Origin of the sequence: Deinococcus yavapaiensis KR-236 (assembly GCF_003217515.1) — a bacterium.
Taxonomy (GTDB): Bacteria; Deinococcota; Deinococci; order Deinococcales; family Deinococcaceae; genus Deinococcus_A; species Deinococcus_A yavapaiensis.
In genome coordinates this window covers 174,390-189,726 of sequence record NZ_QJSX01000001.1, presented here as the reverse complement: position 1 = coordinate 189,726, position 15,337 = coordinate 174,390, and the positions used below count along the sequence as shown (strand labels likewise).

Annotated in this window: 14 protein-coding genes; 13 read left to right on the top strand and 1 reads right to left on the bottom strand. The window is 66.1% G+C overall.

The window, feature by feature from the left end; all coding sequences use genetic code 11:
• From DES52_RS00920 to DES52_RS00860, 13 genes are all read left to right on the top strand, one after another.
• Complete coding sequence (locus DES52_RS00920; RefSeq protein WP_110884876.1) at positions 1–702, top strand: cysteine hydrolase family protein; 702 nt, start codon at positions 1–3, stop codon at positions 700–702.
• 29 nt (positions 703–731) lie between these two features.
• Entirely contained in the window at positions 732–1,766 is a 1,035-nt protein-coding gene (gene rlmN, locus DES52_RS00915; protein WP_110884875.1) for a dual-specificity RNA methyltransferase RlmN, read from the top strand.
• A gap of 114 nt (positions 1,767–1,880) precedes the next feature.
• Entirely contained in the window at positions 1,881–3,458 is a 1,578-nt protein-coding gene (locus DES52_RS00910; protein WP_170130827.1) for a tetratricopeptide repeat protein, read from the top strand.
• Positions 3,455–4,795, top strand: coding sequence for an SPOR domain-containing protein (locus DES52_RS00905; RefSeq protein ID WP_110884873.1), 1,341 nt, complete (start codon positions 3,455–3,457; stop codon positions 4,793–4,795). Before DES52_RS00910 ends, DES52_RS00905 begins: the two co-directional genes overlap by 4 nt.
• Complete coding sequence (locus DES52_RS00900; protein ID WP_110884872.1) at positions 4,796–5,536, top strand: redox-sensing transcriptional repressor Rex; 741 nt, start codon at positions 4,796–4,798, stop codon at positions 5,534–5,536.
• Entirely contained in the window at positions 5,533–6,129 is a 597-nt protein-coding gene (locus tag DES52_RS00895) for a hypothetical protein (protein ID WP_110884871.1), read from the top strand. Before DES52_RS00900 ends, DES52_RS00895 begins: the two co-directional genes overlap by 4 nt.
• Positions 6,130–6,201: 72 nt before the next feature.
• A complete protein-coding gene (locus DES52_RS00890; RefSeq protein WP_110884870.1) occupies positions 6,202–6,531 on the top strand; it encodes a cyclic-di-AMP receptor in 330 nt (109 codons plus the stop codon).
• Between the two features lie 83 nt (positions 6,532–6,614).
• Positions 6,615–8,159, top strand: a complete 1,545-nt coding sequence (locus tag DES52_RS00885) for an Rqc2 family fibronectin-binding protein (protein WP_110884869.1) — start codon at positions 6,615–6,617, stop codon at positions 8,157–8,159.
• Between the two features lie 63 nt (positions 8,160–8,222).
• Positions 8,223–8,813 (top strand): GNAT family N-acetyltransferase, encoded by a 591-nt coding sequence (locus DES52_RS00880; RefSeq protein ID WP_110884868.1) that lies wholly within the window; start codon positions 8,223–8,225, stop codon positions 8,811–8,813.
• A complete protein-coding gene (locus tag DES52_RS00875; protein WP_245900548.1) occupies positions 8,810–9,742 on the top strand; it encodes an NAD(P)-dependent oxidoreductase in 933 nt (310 codons plus the stop codon). The genes DES52_RS00880 and DES52_RS00875 overlap by 4 nt, the downstream gene beginning before the upstream one ends.
• A gap of 13 nt (positions 9,743–9,755) precedes the next feature.
• Positions 9,756–11,294: a 4-alpha-glucanotransferase gene (gene malQ / locus DES52_RS00870; protein ID WP_281268552.1), complete on the top strand. Its 1,539-nt coding sequence runs from the start codon at positions 9,756–9,758 to the stop codon at positions 11,292–11,294.
• A 134-nt stretch (positions 11,295–11,428) separates the two neighbouring features.
• Positions 11,429–13,666, top strand: coding sequence for a DUF11 domain-containing protein (locus DES52_RS00865; RefSeq protein WP_110884866.1), 2,238 nt, complete (start codon positions 11,429–11,431; stop codon positions 13,664–13,666).
• Positions 13,667–13,761: 95 nt separating this feature from the next.
• The gene (locus DES52_RS00860) at positions 13,762–14,211 is read left to right on the top strand and encodes a GNAT family N-acetyltransferase (protein WP_110885173.1); all 450 of its coding nucleotides are present in this window, start codon (positions 13,762–13,764) and stop codon (positions 14,209–14,211) included.
• Here DES52_RS00860 and DES52_RS00855 read toward each other — a convergent pair.
• Positions 14,208–15,290 (bottom strand): prephenate dehydrogenase/arogenate dehydrogenase family protein, encoded by a 1,083-nt coding sequence (locus DES52_RS00855; protein ID WP_110884865.1) that lies wholly within the window; start codon positions 15,288–15,290, stop codon positions 14,208–14,210. The genes DES52_RS00860 and DES52_RS00855 overlap by 4 nt on opposite strands.
• Between the last annotated feature and the right edge of the window lie 47 nt (positions 15,291–15,337).

The window sequence follows — 15,337 nt, the reverse complement described above, 5'->3', positions numbered from 1 at the left end:
TTGAAGTTACGCGCGCGGTGGTGGAGCGATCGAGGCGAGCACGCCCACACGAAGGTGGAACTCGACGTGGCCCGCTTGGCGCTCGTGCTCGTCGACTGTGACGGCGGCGGTCACGGTCGCTACGATCAAGCGACGAAACTCGACGTCATCGCGCCCGCGCTTCACGCCGCTCGAAGCGCGGGCGTCAAGGTCGTGTACTTGCACAACGCGCCCGGCGGCGAGGGCGGCCCGCGCAACGTTCACCGCGAGTTGCACGGCCTTCGAGAAGGCAAGGAGCGCTTGGGGCCGCCCGGCTGGAAACCGCTTCGCCCGTCGTACCTGCCCGAGCTGGCTCCGACCGAACTCGAGCCCGAATTTCAAAAGGCGCATCAAAACGGCTTTCGAGACACCGCCTTGGACGCCTACCTTCGATCTTGGGACGTGGACTCGCTCGTGCTCGTCGGATTCAGCTTGAAGTCGTGCCTGTACCACACCGCGTGGGCCGCGCAAGAGCGCAACTACCGCGTGATCGTCTTGCGTGACGCGACGTGCCCGCCGGGAGCCAAGGAATTTCCGGACACGCTCGACCCGTCGCTGGAGGAGGGTGGCTGGACACGCCACGTGTTGCTGCGCTTGCTCGAGACGAACGTCGGGTACACGGCGACTTCTCGCGATTGGCTCGACGCCTGCCGCGCGGTCCACGCTTTGTTCCCTCGTACCTGAAGCGGACCTTCACCTTCTTGTAGACTGGTCTGATGCTGTTGCTCGATTTGCACCCTGACGCTTATCCCCTGGAAGGCTACCGCCGCCGTCAACTCCTGTCGTGGGTGTTCGAGCACGGCGTGAGCAAATTTTCCGACATGACCAACCTTCCGGCGAAGTTGCGCGCCGAGCTCGCCGAGACGTACTCCCTCGATCCCTTTCTGAGCTTCGAGACGGTCGAGTCGACCGACGGCTCGGTGAAGTACCTGTTCACCTTGCCCGACCTCAAGCAGATGGAGGCGGTGTACATGCCTTACCTCGACCGCAAGACGATTTGCGTGTCGACCATGGTGGGATGCCCTGCCAAGTGCGCTTTTTGCGCGACGGGCGCCATGGGCTTCGGGCGCAACCTCACGGCGGGCGAGATCGTGGGCCAAGTCCTGGCCGTCGCTCGCCACCAGGCCATGTCGCCGCGTGAGATTCGCAACTTGGTGTTCATGGGCATGGGCGAGCCCCTGCTCAACTACGACAACGTGATGACGGCCTCGCGCATCTTGCTGCACGAACACGCCCTCGGGATGAGCAAGCGCCGCGTGACCCTCTCGACCGTGGGTCTGCCGAAAAAAATCCGCCAGCTCGCCAAAGAAGACGACTTGGGTCTCAAGCTCGCCATTTCGCTGCACGCACCCGACGAGGAGACGCGCCAACGCATCATTCCGACCGGACACGCCAACTCCATCGCCGAAATCATGGCGGCGGCGCGCGAGTACCAATCGGTGACGGGGCGGCGCGTGACGTTCGAGTACGCGATGCTGCGCGGCGTCAACGACCGTTTGTGGCAAGCGGATCTGCTCGCCGACTTGCTCACGGGCCTCGTATCGCACGTGAACCTCATTCCGATGAATCCCTGGAACGGAAGCGGATTCGAGGAAAGCACCGAGGAGCAGCTGCAAGCCTTCTACGACCGCCTGGAGGAACGTGGCGTCGAGGTGAGCGTGCGTCGCTCGCGCGGTCGAGATGCGGGCGCGGCCTGCGGGCAATTGGCGCTCAATCGACCCGACGCCTCGTTGATTGCACTGCTATAACCCCCTCACGACCGCGACGTGGCGCGCTACCGATGCGCGCCACGTCGCTTTTTTCATTCGTGAGAGAAGTGAAGCGTGCTACCATGGGCCACGATATTCCCCGAGGAGGAGCAAGTGTCTCAGAAACTTCTCGCACGCACGGATTCGCGGCAGCTTGGAGAAGGCCCGCCTGCGCGTCGACTTCACGCTCACGTTCTTGTCACGTCGCTGCTCGTCGCGGGCACTTTCATTTTCGGACATGCCTTCGCGCAAACCGCGCCTCAAACGCCGCCCGCCTCCGCTTCTCAACAAGCCGCCGCACCTTTGACGTCGGAGCAGCAAGCGCTGCTGACGCGGGCGCAAGCGGCGTTGTCCGCCAAGGACTACCGTTCTGCTCGCGCACTGTTCGAGCAACTCGTCGCCCTGCGTTACGACTCTTCCGAAGCGCACTTCGGGCTCGGCTTGACGCTGTACGCCTTGAACGATCTGCCCGGCGCCCGCTTCGAGTTCAATCAACTCATCCGCCTCGACCCCAGCCGCTTCGAAGGGTACTTCAACCTCGGCGTCGTGGAACAGCGCGCCGGGCAATACGACGAGGCGCTTAAGAACTACCGAAGCGCCCTGGATCTCGCGCGCGGTAAAGCCTCGAACGACGCCGTCGTGCCGATTCTGCGCGCCGTCGCGGGCGAGCAGAATCGGCGGGGCGACTTCGTGGGCCTCGCCAGCACCCTCGCCGAGCAACTCGCGTTGACGCCCGACGACAACGACGTCCGCCTCGCGCTCGCCACGGCGACCTTCCGCTCCGGCAAAGGCGAGGACGCCTTGCCGCTCGTGTTCGAAGCCTTGCGCCGCACGCCCGCCAACGAGGCCGCCGGCTTCCTGATCGCCGACATCTTCGAAGCCCAAGGCCTCCCCGACCGCGCGCTTCGCGAGCTCAACAAAGCGATCGTACCCGCCTTGCCGGACGCGAGCCGCGCGCGCCTGTTCGTTCGCCGCGCCGCCTTGCAATTGACGTTGAAGCAAACGGCGGACGCGGTTTCGTCTCTCCAGGCGGCCGCGCAACTCGATGCGAAGAACTCCGACGCTTGGACGCGCCTCGGCGAACTGACCTTCGCCAACGGCGACATCAAGGGAGCGCTCGCCGCTTGGCAAGGCGCCGTCAAGGCCGACGACAAGAACGTCTCTTATCGCCTCAACCTCGCGACCGTACAACTCGCCGCCGGGCAATTCAGCGACGCGTTCGTCAACGCCCAACTCGCCCGAATCGGCGCGAAGGACGCCGCGCTCGTCGCGCGCGCGAATTTCGTGTCGGGCGTCGCCGCGTATCGCTTGGGGCGTTTCGCGTCCGCGCGCGACGACCTCATGTCGGCCGTGCAGACGAAGGTGGACGCGGAATCCATGCTTTGGCTGGGCCTCAGCGAATTCGCCTTGAAGAACTTCAACGACGCCGTCGCGGCCTTTCAGATCAGCGTGAACACAGCGCCGAACCTCGTGAACCGCTCTAACCTCGGAGCCGCGCAACTCGCCGCCGGTCAATACCCGCAAGCAGAGGCGACCCTGCGCGGCGTCGTGACCGACGATCCGAAGAACGCCGAAGCTTGGTACAACCTCGGATGGGCGATTCGCGCGCAAGGCCGCACGACGGACGCCCGTGCGGCCTTCCAGGCGTCCGCGGACCTCGGATACCAGAAAGCCAGAGGAGAACTGCGTTGACGTTCCTGCGCCGACATTGGCCCGATCTCGTCATTTCACTGCTGATTCTTGCGCTGCTCGCCGGATTCGGCGTCGTGCTGCTCGGCAGTCGGTCGAACACCGAAGCGTCGAGGCCCACCGCGACCGCGTCCGCTACGCCCGCGACGGAGCCGACCACCGAGTCGGTCCCGGCGGAGACTCCGGCGACGACCGAATCCGCCGCCATTCCTGCGGCGCCCGATTCGTCTCCGGCGGCCACGGACTCGCCCAGCACGGAAGCGCCGCCTTTGGCCGCACCGAGCGACACGGAAGCCGCCGCGACGACCGAGACGACTGAGACCACCTCGTCGACTCCGACGAACGCGCCCGAGGCGACCTCGGCCGCGCCGACGCAGACGACCCAGACGACGGCCGAGCCGTCGACTCCTCAGGCGACGACCGAAGTTCCCACCATCCCGGCTCAAGGCGCGGTCGCCGATCGAAGCGAAACCTCGGACGAACCCGCGGCGTTGCCCCCGACCCCCGAAGCCAAGCCCACCGAGTCGGCGACGCCCGCGCCCGAACCCAAGCCGACCGAGTCGACCGCGACGGCGCAACCCAAGCCCGACGAGTCGACCGCGACGCCCGAAGCCGTGGTGCCTCTGCCGGCCGATTCCTCGGAGAAGACCGAAACGCCTGAAGCGCCCGCCGCCCCGGCTGCGACTCCGGTCGCGACTCCGGCAGCGGGCGGCGCGGTGCCCACGAGCCGCGTCGGCACGCCGCTGCGCTCCGAGTACCGAATCACGGCGGGAGTCTTTTCCAACGAGGCGATGGCCGCCGAACGCACGAAGGCCATCGCCGCCCTCGGATACACCGTTCACTTCATTCCCGTTTCCAGCGGCGTGGTCGCGCAGATCGGTCCTTTCGCCGACGCGGGCACCGCGGCGCGCGCCGCCGCCGACGTGCGGCGCGCGTACTCGAACATCGCCGTGTACGCGCCCGTGGCAGGCTCCACGCCGCCGCCCGCGTCGACGGCCACGAACGACTCGTCTGCTTCCCCCGCGCCCGCGTCGACCACGGCCTCCGAGGCCTCGGCCGAGCCTTCGACCTCCGGCGCTTCGCCCGCGTCCTCGACTCCTTCCGCGACTTCCTCGCCCGCTCCCAGCGGTCCGACGTATTTGCAAGTCGGGGCTTTCGATCGTCAGGAGAACGCGACCCCACTCGTGAATCGCTTGCGTGACCTCGGCTTCTCGCCGACCGTGAACGCTCCTCCGAACGTGCGCGCTCGCGTGCTCGTCGGGCCTTTCAACGGCCCCGACCTTCTCGCGGCCGAGCGCCGCTTGCAGGAATCGGGCGTCGAGTTCTTCAGGGTGCGCTAAATGACGTCAGGAATTCCGAGCGCGACCATCTCCCGCCTCGTCACGTACCTTCGCATTCTCGAGGCGATGGAGGCGGAGCACAAAGCCAGCACTTCCAGCACGGAACTCGCCGAACGCTCGGGCAACACCGCCTTTCAAGTTCGAAAGGACCTGGCGTACTTCGGACGCTTCGGCACACGCGGCATGGGGTATACCGTCAAGCTTTTGCGCCGAGAGCTCATGCGCGTTCTCGGGCTCACGCAAGCTTGGAACGTCGTCATCCTCGGCATCGGTCGTCTCGGCGAGGCCATCGCCAACTACCCGGGCGCGTCCGATTACGCGTTCAACTACGTCGGACTTTTCGATGTCGCCGAAGGAATCGTCGATAAGGACGTGCGCGGCCTCAAGGTGCGTCACCTCGACGAGTTGCAAGATTTCGTGCGCGAGTTCGCCGAGAGCGATCCGCAGCCCAGTCCGGTCGACGGCAAGCGTCGCCGCGTCGACATGGGCTTTCTCGCCGTGCCGCCCGAAAAAGCGCAGGACGCCGCGCAAGCCCTCGTCAACGCGGGAATCAAAGGCATTTTGAACTTCGCGCCGGTCGTCATCGCGCCGCGCACAATCGAGCGCGAAGGCGGCGCGGACGTCAGCGACGAATGGCAAGGCGTGATCGTCGAGAACGTGGATTTCCTCGCGGGCATGAAGCGCCTCGCCTTTTACATCCTGAACCCTCACCTGAAACTCGAGATGGAGGATACCTTATGAAGAATTTCGTCGCTGCCGTCGGCTTGACGGCCCTATTGGCCAGTTGCGGTCAGTACCAACTTCAACCGAACGTCAATGTCGGCGTCTCGACCACGGACGCGACTGCCACGCAAGTCGCCACGAAAACCGTCACGCCCGCCACGGAGACGGCTCCCGAGAAGACGACGTGGACGATTGGCGACGCGGGACCCGCGACGTTCGTGTTCTCGGCTCGGCCCGGCTCGCAAGGCGGGTACATCACCGGCTACCGCATCGATCGTGACGTCGTCGACGGCGACGACGTCACGCAAGATCCCCCGACGACGGTTCTCAAGCAAAACGTCTTCGTTCCCTCGGGCTTCACGTGCACGGGCGTGAACGCGACCCAGTCGTGCCCGATCACCGACGCCTCGACGCGTCCTGCCAACGGGCTTCCGTCGGCGCCCATCGACCTCGGCCTCGCGAGCGGGCTCGGCAATTTGGTCGTCGCGAACGACCGCTCCGTCAGCCGTTCTCTCGACATCACGTTCCTCGGCGTGTCGTCTTCCGGCGCTCCCTTCGAAATCAAAGTGTCGAACATCGTGGCGAGAGGAATCAAGGCAGGCGACGAGTAAGATTTTTGGTCATGATCGGGCGACCTTCTCGAGAGGTCGCCCTTCTTCTCGCTCTCCTGTTACACTTTCCCCATGAAGCTCGTTTTGGCCGTCATTCAGGACGCCGACGCCGTGGGACTCATTCGCGCCCTCAGCGAAAATGCGTTCGAAGTTACGAAGCTCGCCTCGACCGGAGGGTTTTTGCGAGAAGGCAACACCACCCTCATGATCGGCGTGGGCGACGAACGCATGCCGGAACTCAAGCGCATCGTGGCGCTCGCCTGTCGCTCTCGAACCCGCCTCGTGACGCCCGGCATGCCGGTCGGCGAGCAGGCGGAGTCGTTCGTGAACGAGCCCGTGGAGGTGCCCGTGGGCGGCGCAGTGATGTTCGTTCTCAGCGTCGACGAGTTCGTGCGCGTCTGACGCGCGGAGCGGACGCGGCTAGAATGGGCGGCATGTCGTTTCATGCCGCCCCGTTTCGCCCTTCGCCTCCTCGAGGCGCCTGAATGGAAGGTTTGCTGCTCGCCCGCGCGCTGCTCGACGTTCGCGCCATCCTGCCCGCGCGAGGCCTGGGCTGGGTGTTTCCGGACGAAACCACGGCGGCCCTGCTTCTCGACGGCACGACGAACCTCGTGCTGAGCTACCGCCCTCCGCAACCCGGCTTGTACCTGTCGCGCGAGCGCCTCGCGGGCGACCCTAAAAATGCCTTTCAGCGCACGCTTGCCAACCGAGCGCGCGGCGACCTTGTCAGCGCCGAGCAACTCAAGCTCGACCGCGTGGCCCTGCTGACCTTCTCGGGCGAACGCGGCTTCGTGGACGTCGCCCCGATTCGCCTCGTGTTCGAGTTGACGGGCCGCAACGCGAACGTGTTGCTGCTCGAAGCGGGCGATGGATTCGAGGGACGGATCGTTGCGGCGGCGCGCGAGATCACGAATGCGCGCAACCGTTTTCGTTCGGTTCGAACGGGCGGCGTGTACACTCCGCCGCCGCCGTACGAGAAGCTCGATCCGCGCACGATCACGCCGGACGAGGCGAGATCGCTCGCGGACACGCCGATCGGAAAGTGGCGTGAGCACATCGACGGGCTTGGCCTCACGCTCTCGGCGGAACTCGCCCGTCGAGCAAGGGTGCCGGTGTCGACGCCGCCGGGTGACGCGTGGCCGCGCGCCTTCGAGGCGCTGCGGTCGCTCGTGGACGATCCCACGCCGCGCGAAGGCGACCTCTCGGAGGGCATGCGCGAGGCGGTGCGGGCCGACAAGGCCGACGTGCTGCGCAAGGCGCTGCGCGAACCGCTCGCCAAGCGCCGTACGCTGCTGCTCAATCAACTAGGCGACGTCGAACGGGCCCTCGGGGCTTACGAGACGGCGCAAGGCGAGCGAACGCAAGCGGACTTGCTGATGGCTTACTCGCACCTCGTCGAACCTGGCGCGGTTTCGGCGAGCCTGCCCGACTTCAACGGAGAAGGAGAAGCGAGCGTGCCCCTCGATCCGGCCCTCTCGGCCGTTCAGAACGCCGAGAAGCTGTATGCCCGCGCTCGGCGCCGAGAGGAGGTGTTCGAGCGGCTCGCGCTGCGCGAGCCCGCCTTGCGAGCGGAACTCACGGAGCTCGACGCGAGCCTCGCGAGGCTCGACACGGCGGGGCTCGGGGAACTCGAGCTCATGAGGGCGGACCTCGTGGAAGCCAAGGGCGACAAGCCGGCCGTCGGCGCACGCTACACCTCGCCGAGCGGCTTCGAGGTGCTCGTCGGACGCAACAACAAGGAAAACGATTTGTTGACGCACAAAGTCGCTCGCTCCACCGATTTCTGGTTTCACGTGCAAGGCTATCCGGGCTCACACGTCATCGTGCGTACGATCGGCAAGGACCTCGCCGTGCCCGACATCCTCATGGCCGCCGCGCTCGCCGCGCATTACTCCAAGGCGTCGGGCAGCGGAAACGTTGCCGTGGACTACACCCGCAAGAAGAACGTGTGGAAGCCGCGCGGCGCTCCTGCGGGCAGCGTGCACTACACGCAGCAGAAGACCGTGTGGGTGGATCCCGCTTTGCCGTGAGGCGGGATCCATGGCGAGTGTGCTCCTCGGCCCTCTCGGCTGGGCTACAATGACCGCGCGACGATGAGTGCCGCCGCGTCATGGGGCCGCGTGACCCTCCAACCGCTCACGGACCTTCTGCCAGAGGAATGGCGGAAGTTCTACGCGTACTTTCGCGACCGTGAACTCGCCGACTGGAACGGCGCGAAGCCCATCAAGCTTCCCGAGTGGGTGTTCGTGCGGGTGATGCTGGACGAGGAGCGCGGCGGCGAGCGGTTCGGCTTCGGCATCTTCGAGGAGCACGGGCGCTTCATCGGCTCGGTGGAATTGTACGAGCTTAGACCCGCGCCGCCCGCCGTGCCGCGCGAAGCGACCCTCGGCATCATGATCGGCGAGCGCGCCTTGTGGGGCAAAGGCTACGGGCGCGAAGCCTTGGAAGCCGTGCTGCTGTGGGCGTTCGAACTCAGATCCGATCCGCTGTGGATCGTGCGCCTACGAACCTTCTCGCACAACAAGCGTGCGCAGCGCGCCTTCGGCGCCGTCGGCTTTCGAGAAGTGGGACGCGAGCCCGGCAAGGACCACACCGACGTCTTGATGCGCGTCACGCGCGACGAGTGGCGGGCGCGGCGCGAAGAAGCGCTTGGCGAGACGGGCTCGCCGCACGAACGCGAGTGATTCGTGATAAGAACGTCCTCGTGCGAGTCTTGATTCCCTCAGAGTTCTCGGCCCTGTCGCTGCCCGACGTCGAACTTCTTCAGTACAACGCCGACTCCGATCTTCCCGACGCGGACGGCCTCGTGACGTGGGGTTTTCCGCGCTTCGTACGCGAGCACGCCCTGACCTTGCCGAGCTTGCGCTGGGCGCTGACCCTCACGGCAGGCGTCGACAACATCCTGCCCGACTTTCCGCCGCACTTGCGCTTGTTCAACGCGTCCCAACTGCACGCCGAGGCGGTCGCGCAGCACGCGCTCGCGTTGCTGCTGGCGGGCGCGCGCGGTCTGCACGCCGCGCGCGACTTCCAGCGCGAGCGCACTTGGGCCAGAAGCGGCATCTTCAGCGGCGGCAACGTCGGCGGCGGCCTCACCACCTTGCGCGGCAAGCACGTCGTCATCTGGGGCCACGGGACGATCGGCCGCTCGCTCGAAGCGATGCTGGCCCCGCTCGGCGCGAACGTCACGGGCCTGCGGTCCTCGGCGACGCGCGAGCAACTCGACGAGGCGCTGAGGACCGCCGACGTCCTCGTGCTGCTGGTGCCCCTCACGGAGAAGACGCGCGGTCTCGTGAACGCGGACGTCCTCGCTCGCCTCAAGCCGAGCGCTTGGTTCGCGAACTTGGGGCGCGGCGAGCTGGTCGTGCAAGACGACCTCGTCGCCGCCTTGGAATCTCGCCGAATCGGCCTCGCCCTTCTCGACGTCACGACGCCCGAACCGCTGCCGGAGACGTCACCTCTGTGGACCTTGCCGAACGTCGTTCTGACGCCTCACGTCGCCGCCGCCACGAACGATCTTGCCGAGCGCGGCGCCGAGTTCACGCGGTCGTTCTTGGAGCGATTCACGCGCGGCTTGCCGCTCGAAAACGAGGTCAGCAGGGACAAGGGTTACTGAGCGAACGCTCGTCGTGCGAAGCCGTACGACCTGGTACAATCCCTGCGATATGGCTCTCTCACGATCCAGCGGCGTCCTGCTGCACTTCACCTCGCTGCCCGGCGCGTACGGCATCGGCGAGTTCAACGAGCACGCCTACCGCACGGTGGATTGGCTCGCGTCGGCCGGACAGAAATACTGGCAAGTCATGCCGCTCGGCCCCACGGGGTACGGCGACTCGCCGTACCAGTCCTTCAGCGCTTTCGCGGGCAATCCCTACCTCATCAGCCTCGACGATCTCGTGAAAGAAGGCGTGCTGTTCGAGACGGACCTCGCGGAAGCGCCTCCATTCTCGGAGACGAAAGTCGATTTCGGGCAGCAGTACGTGTGGCGCCGCGCGATTCTCACACGCGCCTTCGAAAACTACCGGGGCGGCGCGGGGGCGCACCTCGCCGCCGAACTCGCGCAGTTTCGCGACGAAGAAGCGGGCTGGCTCGTGGACTTCGCCTTGTTCATGGCCCTCAAGAACGCGCACGACGGCGCGCCGTGGAACTCGTGGGAGCACGACATCCGCACGCGTCAACCCGAGGCGCTCGCTCGCTGGTCGGACCTGCTCGCGAGTGAAATCGACCGAGTGATCTTCGAGCAGTTCCTGTTTTTCCGTCAATGGAAGCGCCTCCGCGCCTACGCCCACGAAAAGGACATCCAGATCATCGGCGACATCCCGATCTTCGTCGCGATGGACTCCGCCGACGCGTGGAGCGAGCCGCAGCAGTTCCACTTCGACGAGCAAGGCCAACCAACGGTCGTCGCGGGCGTACCGCCCGACTACTTCAGCGCAACCGGTCAACTCTGGGGCAATCCGCTGTACCGCTGGGACAAGATGAAGGCCGAAGGCTTCGAGTGGTGGATTCGCCGCTTCAAAGGAAGCCTCAAACTGTACGACGTCATCCGCATCGACCATTTCCGTGGCTTCGCCGCGTACTGGGAGATTCCGTTTCCCGCCGAGAACGCCATGAAGGGTCAGTGGGTTCCGGCGCCGGGCCACGAGTTGTTCGAAGCCGTCCAAAAAGCCCTCGGCGACGATCTTCCCATCATCGCCGAGGACCTCGGAGTCGTCACGCCCGACGTGGAAAAATTGCGCGACGACTTTCACTTTCCCGGCATGGCCGTCTTGCAGTTCGCGTTCGGCGGCAACGACTGGGAGAAGAACGCCTTCTTGCCCGAGAACTTGCGTGAAAACCAAGTCGTGTACCCCGGAACGCACGACAACGACACGAGCTTGGGCTGGTGGCGCCAAGCGAGCGAGGCCGAACAGCGTCACGTCACGCGGTACCTCCCCGACGCGTCTCAGCACAACTTCGGCTGGCGCCTCACGGAACTCGCGTGGGGCACGCGCTGCGTCCTCGCTGTCACGACGCTGCAAGACCTCCTGAACCTCGGGACGGACGCCCGCATGAACCTTCCCGGGACGCTGGGAGACCACAACTGGACGTGGCGCGCGACGCCCGACATGTTCAGCGACGACCTCGCCCGCGACTTGCGCGCGCTGACCGAGCGACACGGTCGCTGAATCCGACAGGGTCTCGGCCAAGGTCCCGTGAGGGCCTTGGCCGAGACCCCGTTGTCAGCTTTCTGTCAGTCCGCCTCCGTACACTGCATTCGTCGCTCCATCGTGTTGCGTCGTCTCGCGGCAGGAGGCACCCCATGATTCGATGGTGTTCGCGTTCCGTCGTACCGATGCTGGCCACCGCGTTGCTCGCCGCTTGCAGCGGAAGTCCGCCGCCGCTCAACACGGATCTCGCCGTGCAGAAGGTCCTGGCCAGTCCCACGCCGAACCTCCTGTACGGCCAACCTGCCACGTACACCATCACGGTCACGAACAACGGTCCGAACACTTACGGCGGGACGATCGGCTTCGTGGACGCCATTCCGGCCGGGATGACGTTCACGGGAGTCTCGTCACCGTGGACGTGCGCTCCCGTGGGCGCCGTCGGACCCGCCAACGTCGTGTGTACGCGTCCCGGCCCGCTCGCGCCGTCCGCGAGCGTCTCGGCGGCTTTCACGGTCTCGGTTGCGGGTCCGGCCGTCTTGGGACCGACCGTGAAGAACTGCGCGCGGCTCGTCGTGCCGTTCGGAGACCAGAACAACGCCAACAACAACGCGTGCGTCACGAACTCGGTGAGCGCCGGCCCGCCGCCCGGTTTCGACTTGAAGCTTCAGAAGACCGCCGGCGGCGCCTTGACGGCTGGTGGAACGGGCACCTACACGTTCACCGTCGCGAACTTGGGGCCGTCGCCCGTTCCCGCCGGAACGACCATCACCTTGACGGACAACTTGCCCGCCGGATTGACGTTCGGATCCATGACCAACCCGTGGGTGTGCACCGGAACCACGAGCGTCACTTGTGGCCTCACCCTCACGAGCGCCTTGCCAGCGAGCGGCACCCAAAGCGGCACCATGACCGTGAACGTCGCCGCGAGCGTCACGGGCGTCGTGCAGAACTGCGCCACCATCTCCACGCCCGGCGACACGAACGTCCAGAACGACCGAAGCTGCATCGGCACCGACGTCGTGCAAGCTCCGCAAAAGTACGATCTGATCCTCGCGAAGACCGTCGCCCATCCTCTCACGGCCGGCATGACGGGCGCGTACACGTTCACGATCACGAACCTCGGTCCGGGCTTCGTGCCCGCCGGGACCGTCCTCACCATCACCGACAACCTCGTCGCGGGCCTCACGTTCGCGTCCATCACGCCTCCGTGGGTGTGCACGGGCGCCACGAGCGTCACGTGCACCCTCACCTTGACGTCCCCGCTTCCGATGGGCGGGACCTTGACCGCCACGATGACCGTGAACGTCGCGCCGATCGTGCCCGGCACTCCTCCTCCCGGACAAATCCGCAATTGCGCGGCCGTCGGCGCTCCCGGCGATTCGAACGCGCAAAACGACCAAGGATGCGTCACGTCCGACGTCGTCACGCCCACCACCCAGCGCTTGTGGGTGGGCTCGCTCGTGAGCTTGTACGGCGTGGGCTTCGATCTCGCTCAACTTCCCACCGCCGCGCCCGGCGGGGCGGTCACGCCGAACCACCGCCTCACGAACGCGCCGGGCAACGGAACGCAAGGACTCGCATTCGACGCGGCGGGCAACTTGTGGATGAGCCGCGAGCAGAACTCCATCGCCTGCTTTCAAGCGGCGAATTTGAGCGGCGTGTACACCACCGGTCCGAACGGCACCATCACGTCGCCCGCCTTGTCCTCTCCGTGGGACATCGCGTTCGATCCGAGCGGAAACCTCTGGGTGGCGAACGGCGCGAACGACACGGTCGTGAAGTTCAACGCCGGCGCCCTCTCGTGCTCGACCGCGCAAACCCTCACGCCGAGCGTCGTTCTGTCTTCGAGCGGTGGAAGTCTGTCCACGCCGCGCGCGCTCGCGTTCGACGCCGCCGCTAACTTGTGGGTCGTGAACGAAACGGGAAGCCTCGTGCGCTTCGCCGCGCCCCTTCCCACGAGCAGCGTCGCCCTCCCCGCGTCGACGACACTCACGGCCGCGTCTCCCGCCTTCAATACGCCCAGGGGCCTCGCCTTCGACGCGGCGGGCAACGCCTTCGTCACCAACGCGTTCAGTGACACCTTGATGAAGTTCACGCCCTCGCAGCTCGCGTCGGGCGGCACGCAAACGCCGACCGTCAACATCCAAATCCCGGCGACTTATCCGTGCGAGTTGACAGGCCCCGCCTTCGACTGGAGCGGGAACTTGTGGGTGTCGTGCTTGTCGAGTCTCGTGCGCTTCACTCCGGCGGATCTCGCGTCGAGCGGCACGGCCGTCATGGCGAACCTCGCGAAGATCACGAGCGCGCCGAGCAGTCCGCAAACGACGTTCATCGAAGCCAACCGGCTCGCATTCACGCCGAAACCCACGGGCTTGCCGTTGTACCCCTGAACTTCGACCCTCGACAGAGGTCGTTTGCTCGGGCGGCGCGAACGGGGCGGACTTCAAGTCCGCCCTCTCGTCGTTTCGTGGGTACACTGCTCGACATGACTTCCCTCCACGTTCTGCGTGCCGACCCGTCCCACCTCGATCTTCTCGCGCCGCTGTTCGACGGCTACCGACAGTTCTACGGTCAGGCGAGCGATCTCGGCGGTGCGCGCGCGTTTCTCGCCGAGCGTTTGGAAAACAAAGAGTCGGTGATCTTCTTGGCCCTCGACGAGCGCGTGCCGCTGGGCTTCACGCAGCTCTACCCGTCGTTCACGTCCGTCGGGATGCGCCGAATCTGGATTCTCAACGACCTCTTCGTCGCGCCGCTCGGACGACGTAGAGGGGTCGGGCAGGCCTTGCTGCAGCGCGCGAGGCAGCACGCGGCGGAAACGGGCGTCGCCCGCCTCACCTTGTCCACCGCCGTCGACAACCTCGGCGCGCAAGCTTTGTACGAAGCGAACGGCTGGACGCGCGACGAGGGATTCTACACGTACAACTTGCCGCTCTAGACGCGGCTTCTCGTGACGTAGCCTTCCGCTTCCAGCAAGCTTCGCGCGCGCTCGACGTCGTCCGGCGTTTCCAAGCCGAGCCGGACCGAGCCGCCCTGCTCCCGAATGGCGAGCACTTCGATGTCCTTGATGTTGATGCCCGCGAAGCCCACGATCTGCGTGATGCGCCCGAGTTCGCCCGGCTTGTCCTCGACGGCCACGATAAGGTCTTGACGCGGCGGCAGGATGGTCCGGCGGACGATCGGCAGAGAGTCGCGCGTGCGCTTGCTTTCCCGCGCGGCCTCCAGCAACTCCTCGGGAACTTCGAGTTGCGCTTCCAAGCGCTCCAGCTCGCGCCGAAAGCGCCGAAGGGCTTGCCGCAAGGCGTTCTTGTTCTCCACGACCATGTCGCGGCTCATGCGCGGATCGCCGCTCGCGACGCGCGTGAGGTCACGGAAGCCCCCGGCGGCGAGCAGCGCGAGGCGCTCGTCACGCGCGACCATGTGCGTGAGCGCCAACGACGCCACGTACGGCAAGTGGCTGATCGTTGCGACGAGCGCGTCGTGCGCGTCGGGCGGCATCACGATCGGGGCCGCGCCGAGCGCCTCCACGAGGGCGCGCACTTTCGAGAGCGCGGTGAGGCTCGTGTCGTCCGTCGGCGTGAGCACCCACACGGCGTTTTGCAACATCAGTCCCGTCGCGTGCTCCACCCCGCCACGCTCGCTGCCCGCCATGGGATGACCGGGCACGAAGTTCGGAACGTGCGACAACGCCTCGGCGATCGGGCTTTTCACGCTTCCGACGTCCGTGAACAGCGTGTCGGGACGGGTGAAGCCAGCGATCGTCCGCCCGAGATCCGGCAAGGCCGACACGGGCGCGCTCAGCACGACGAGGTCCACCTCGCTCAGCCACTCGCCGACGTCGAGGCGCGCCTCGTCGATGACGCCGAGGGCGATCGCGTTGTTGAGGACTTGCGAGGACGCGTCGAGCCCGATCACCTTGCGCGCGAGCAGCAAGTTCTTCATGCGCAACGCGACGCTTCCGCCGATCAAGCCGACACCCGCGATGAGGACGGTGCCGAAGGTCGAGGCCGAATCCATGCGGGGAAGTCTAACAAACCGCGCGCCCGGCTCGCGCGGCTTGTCTT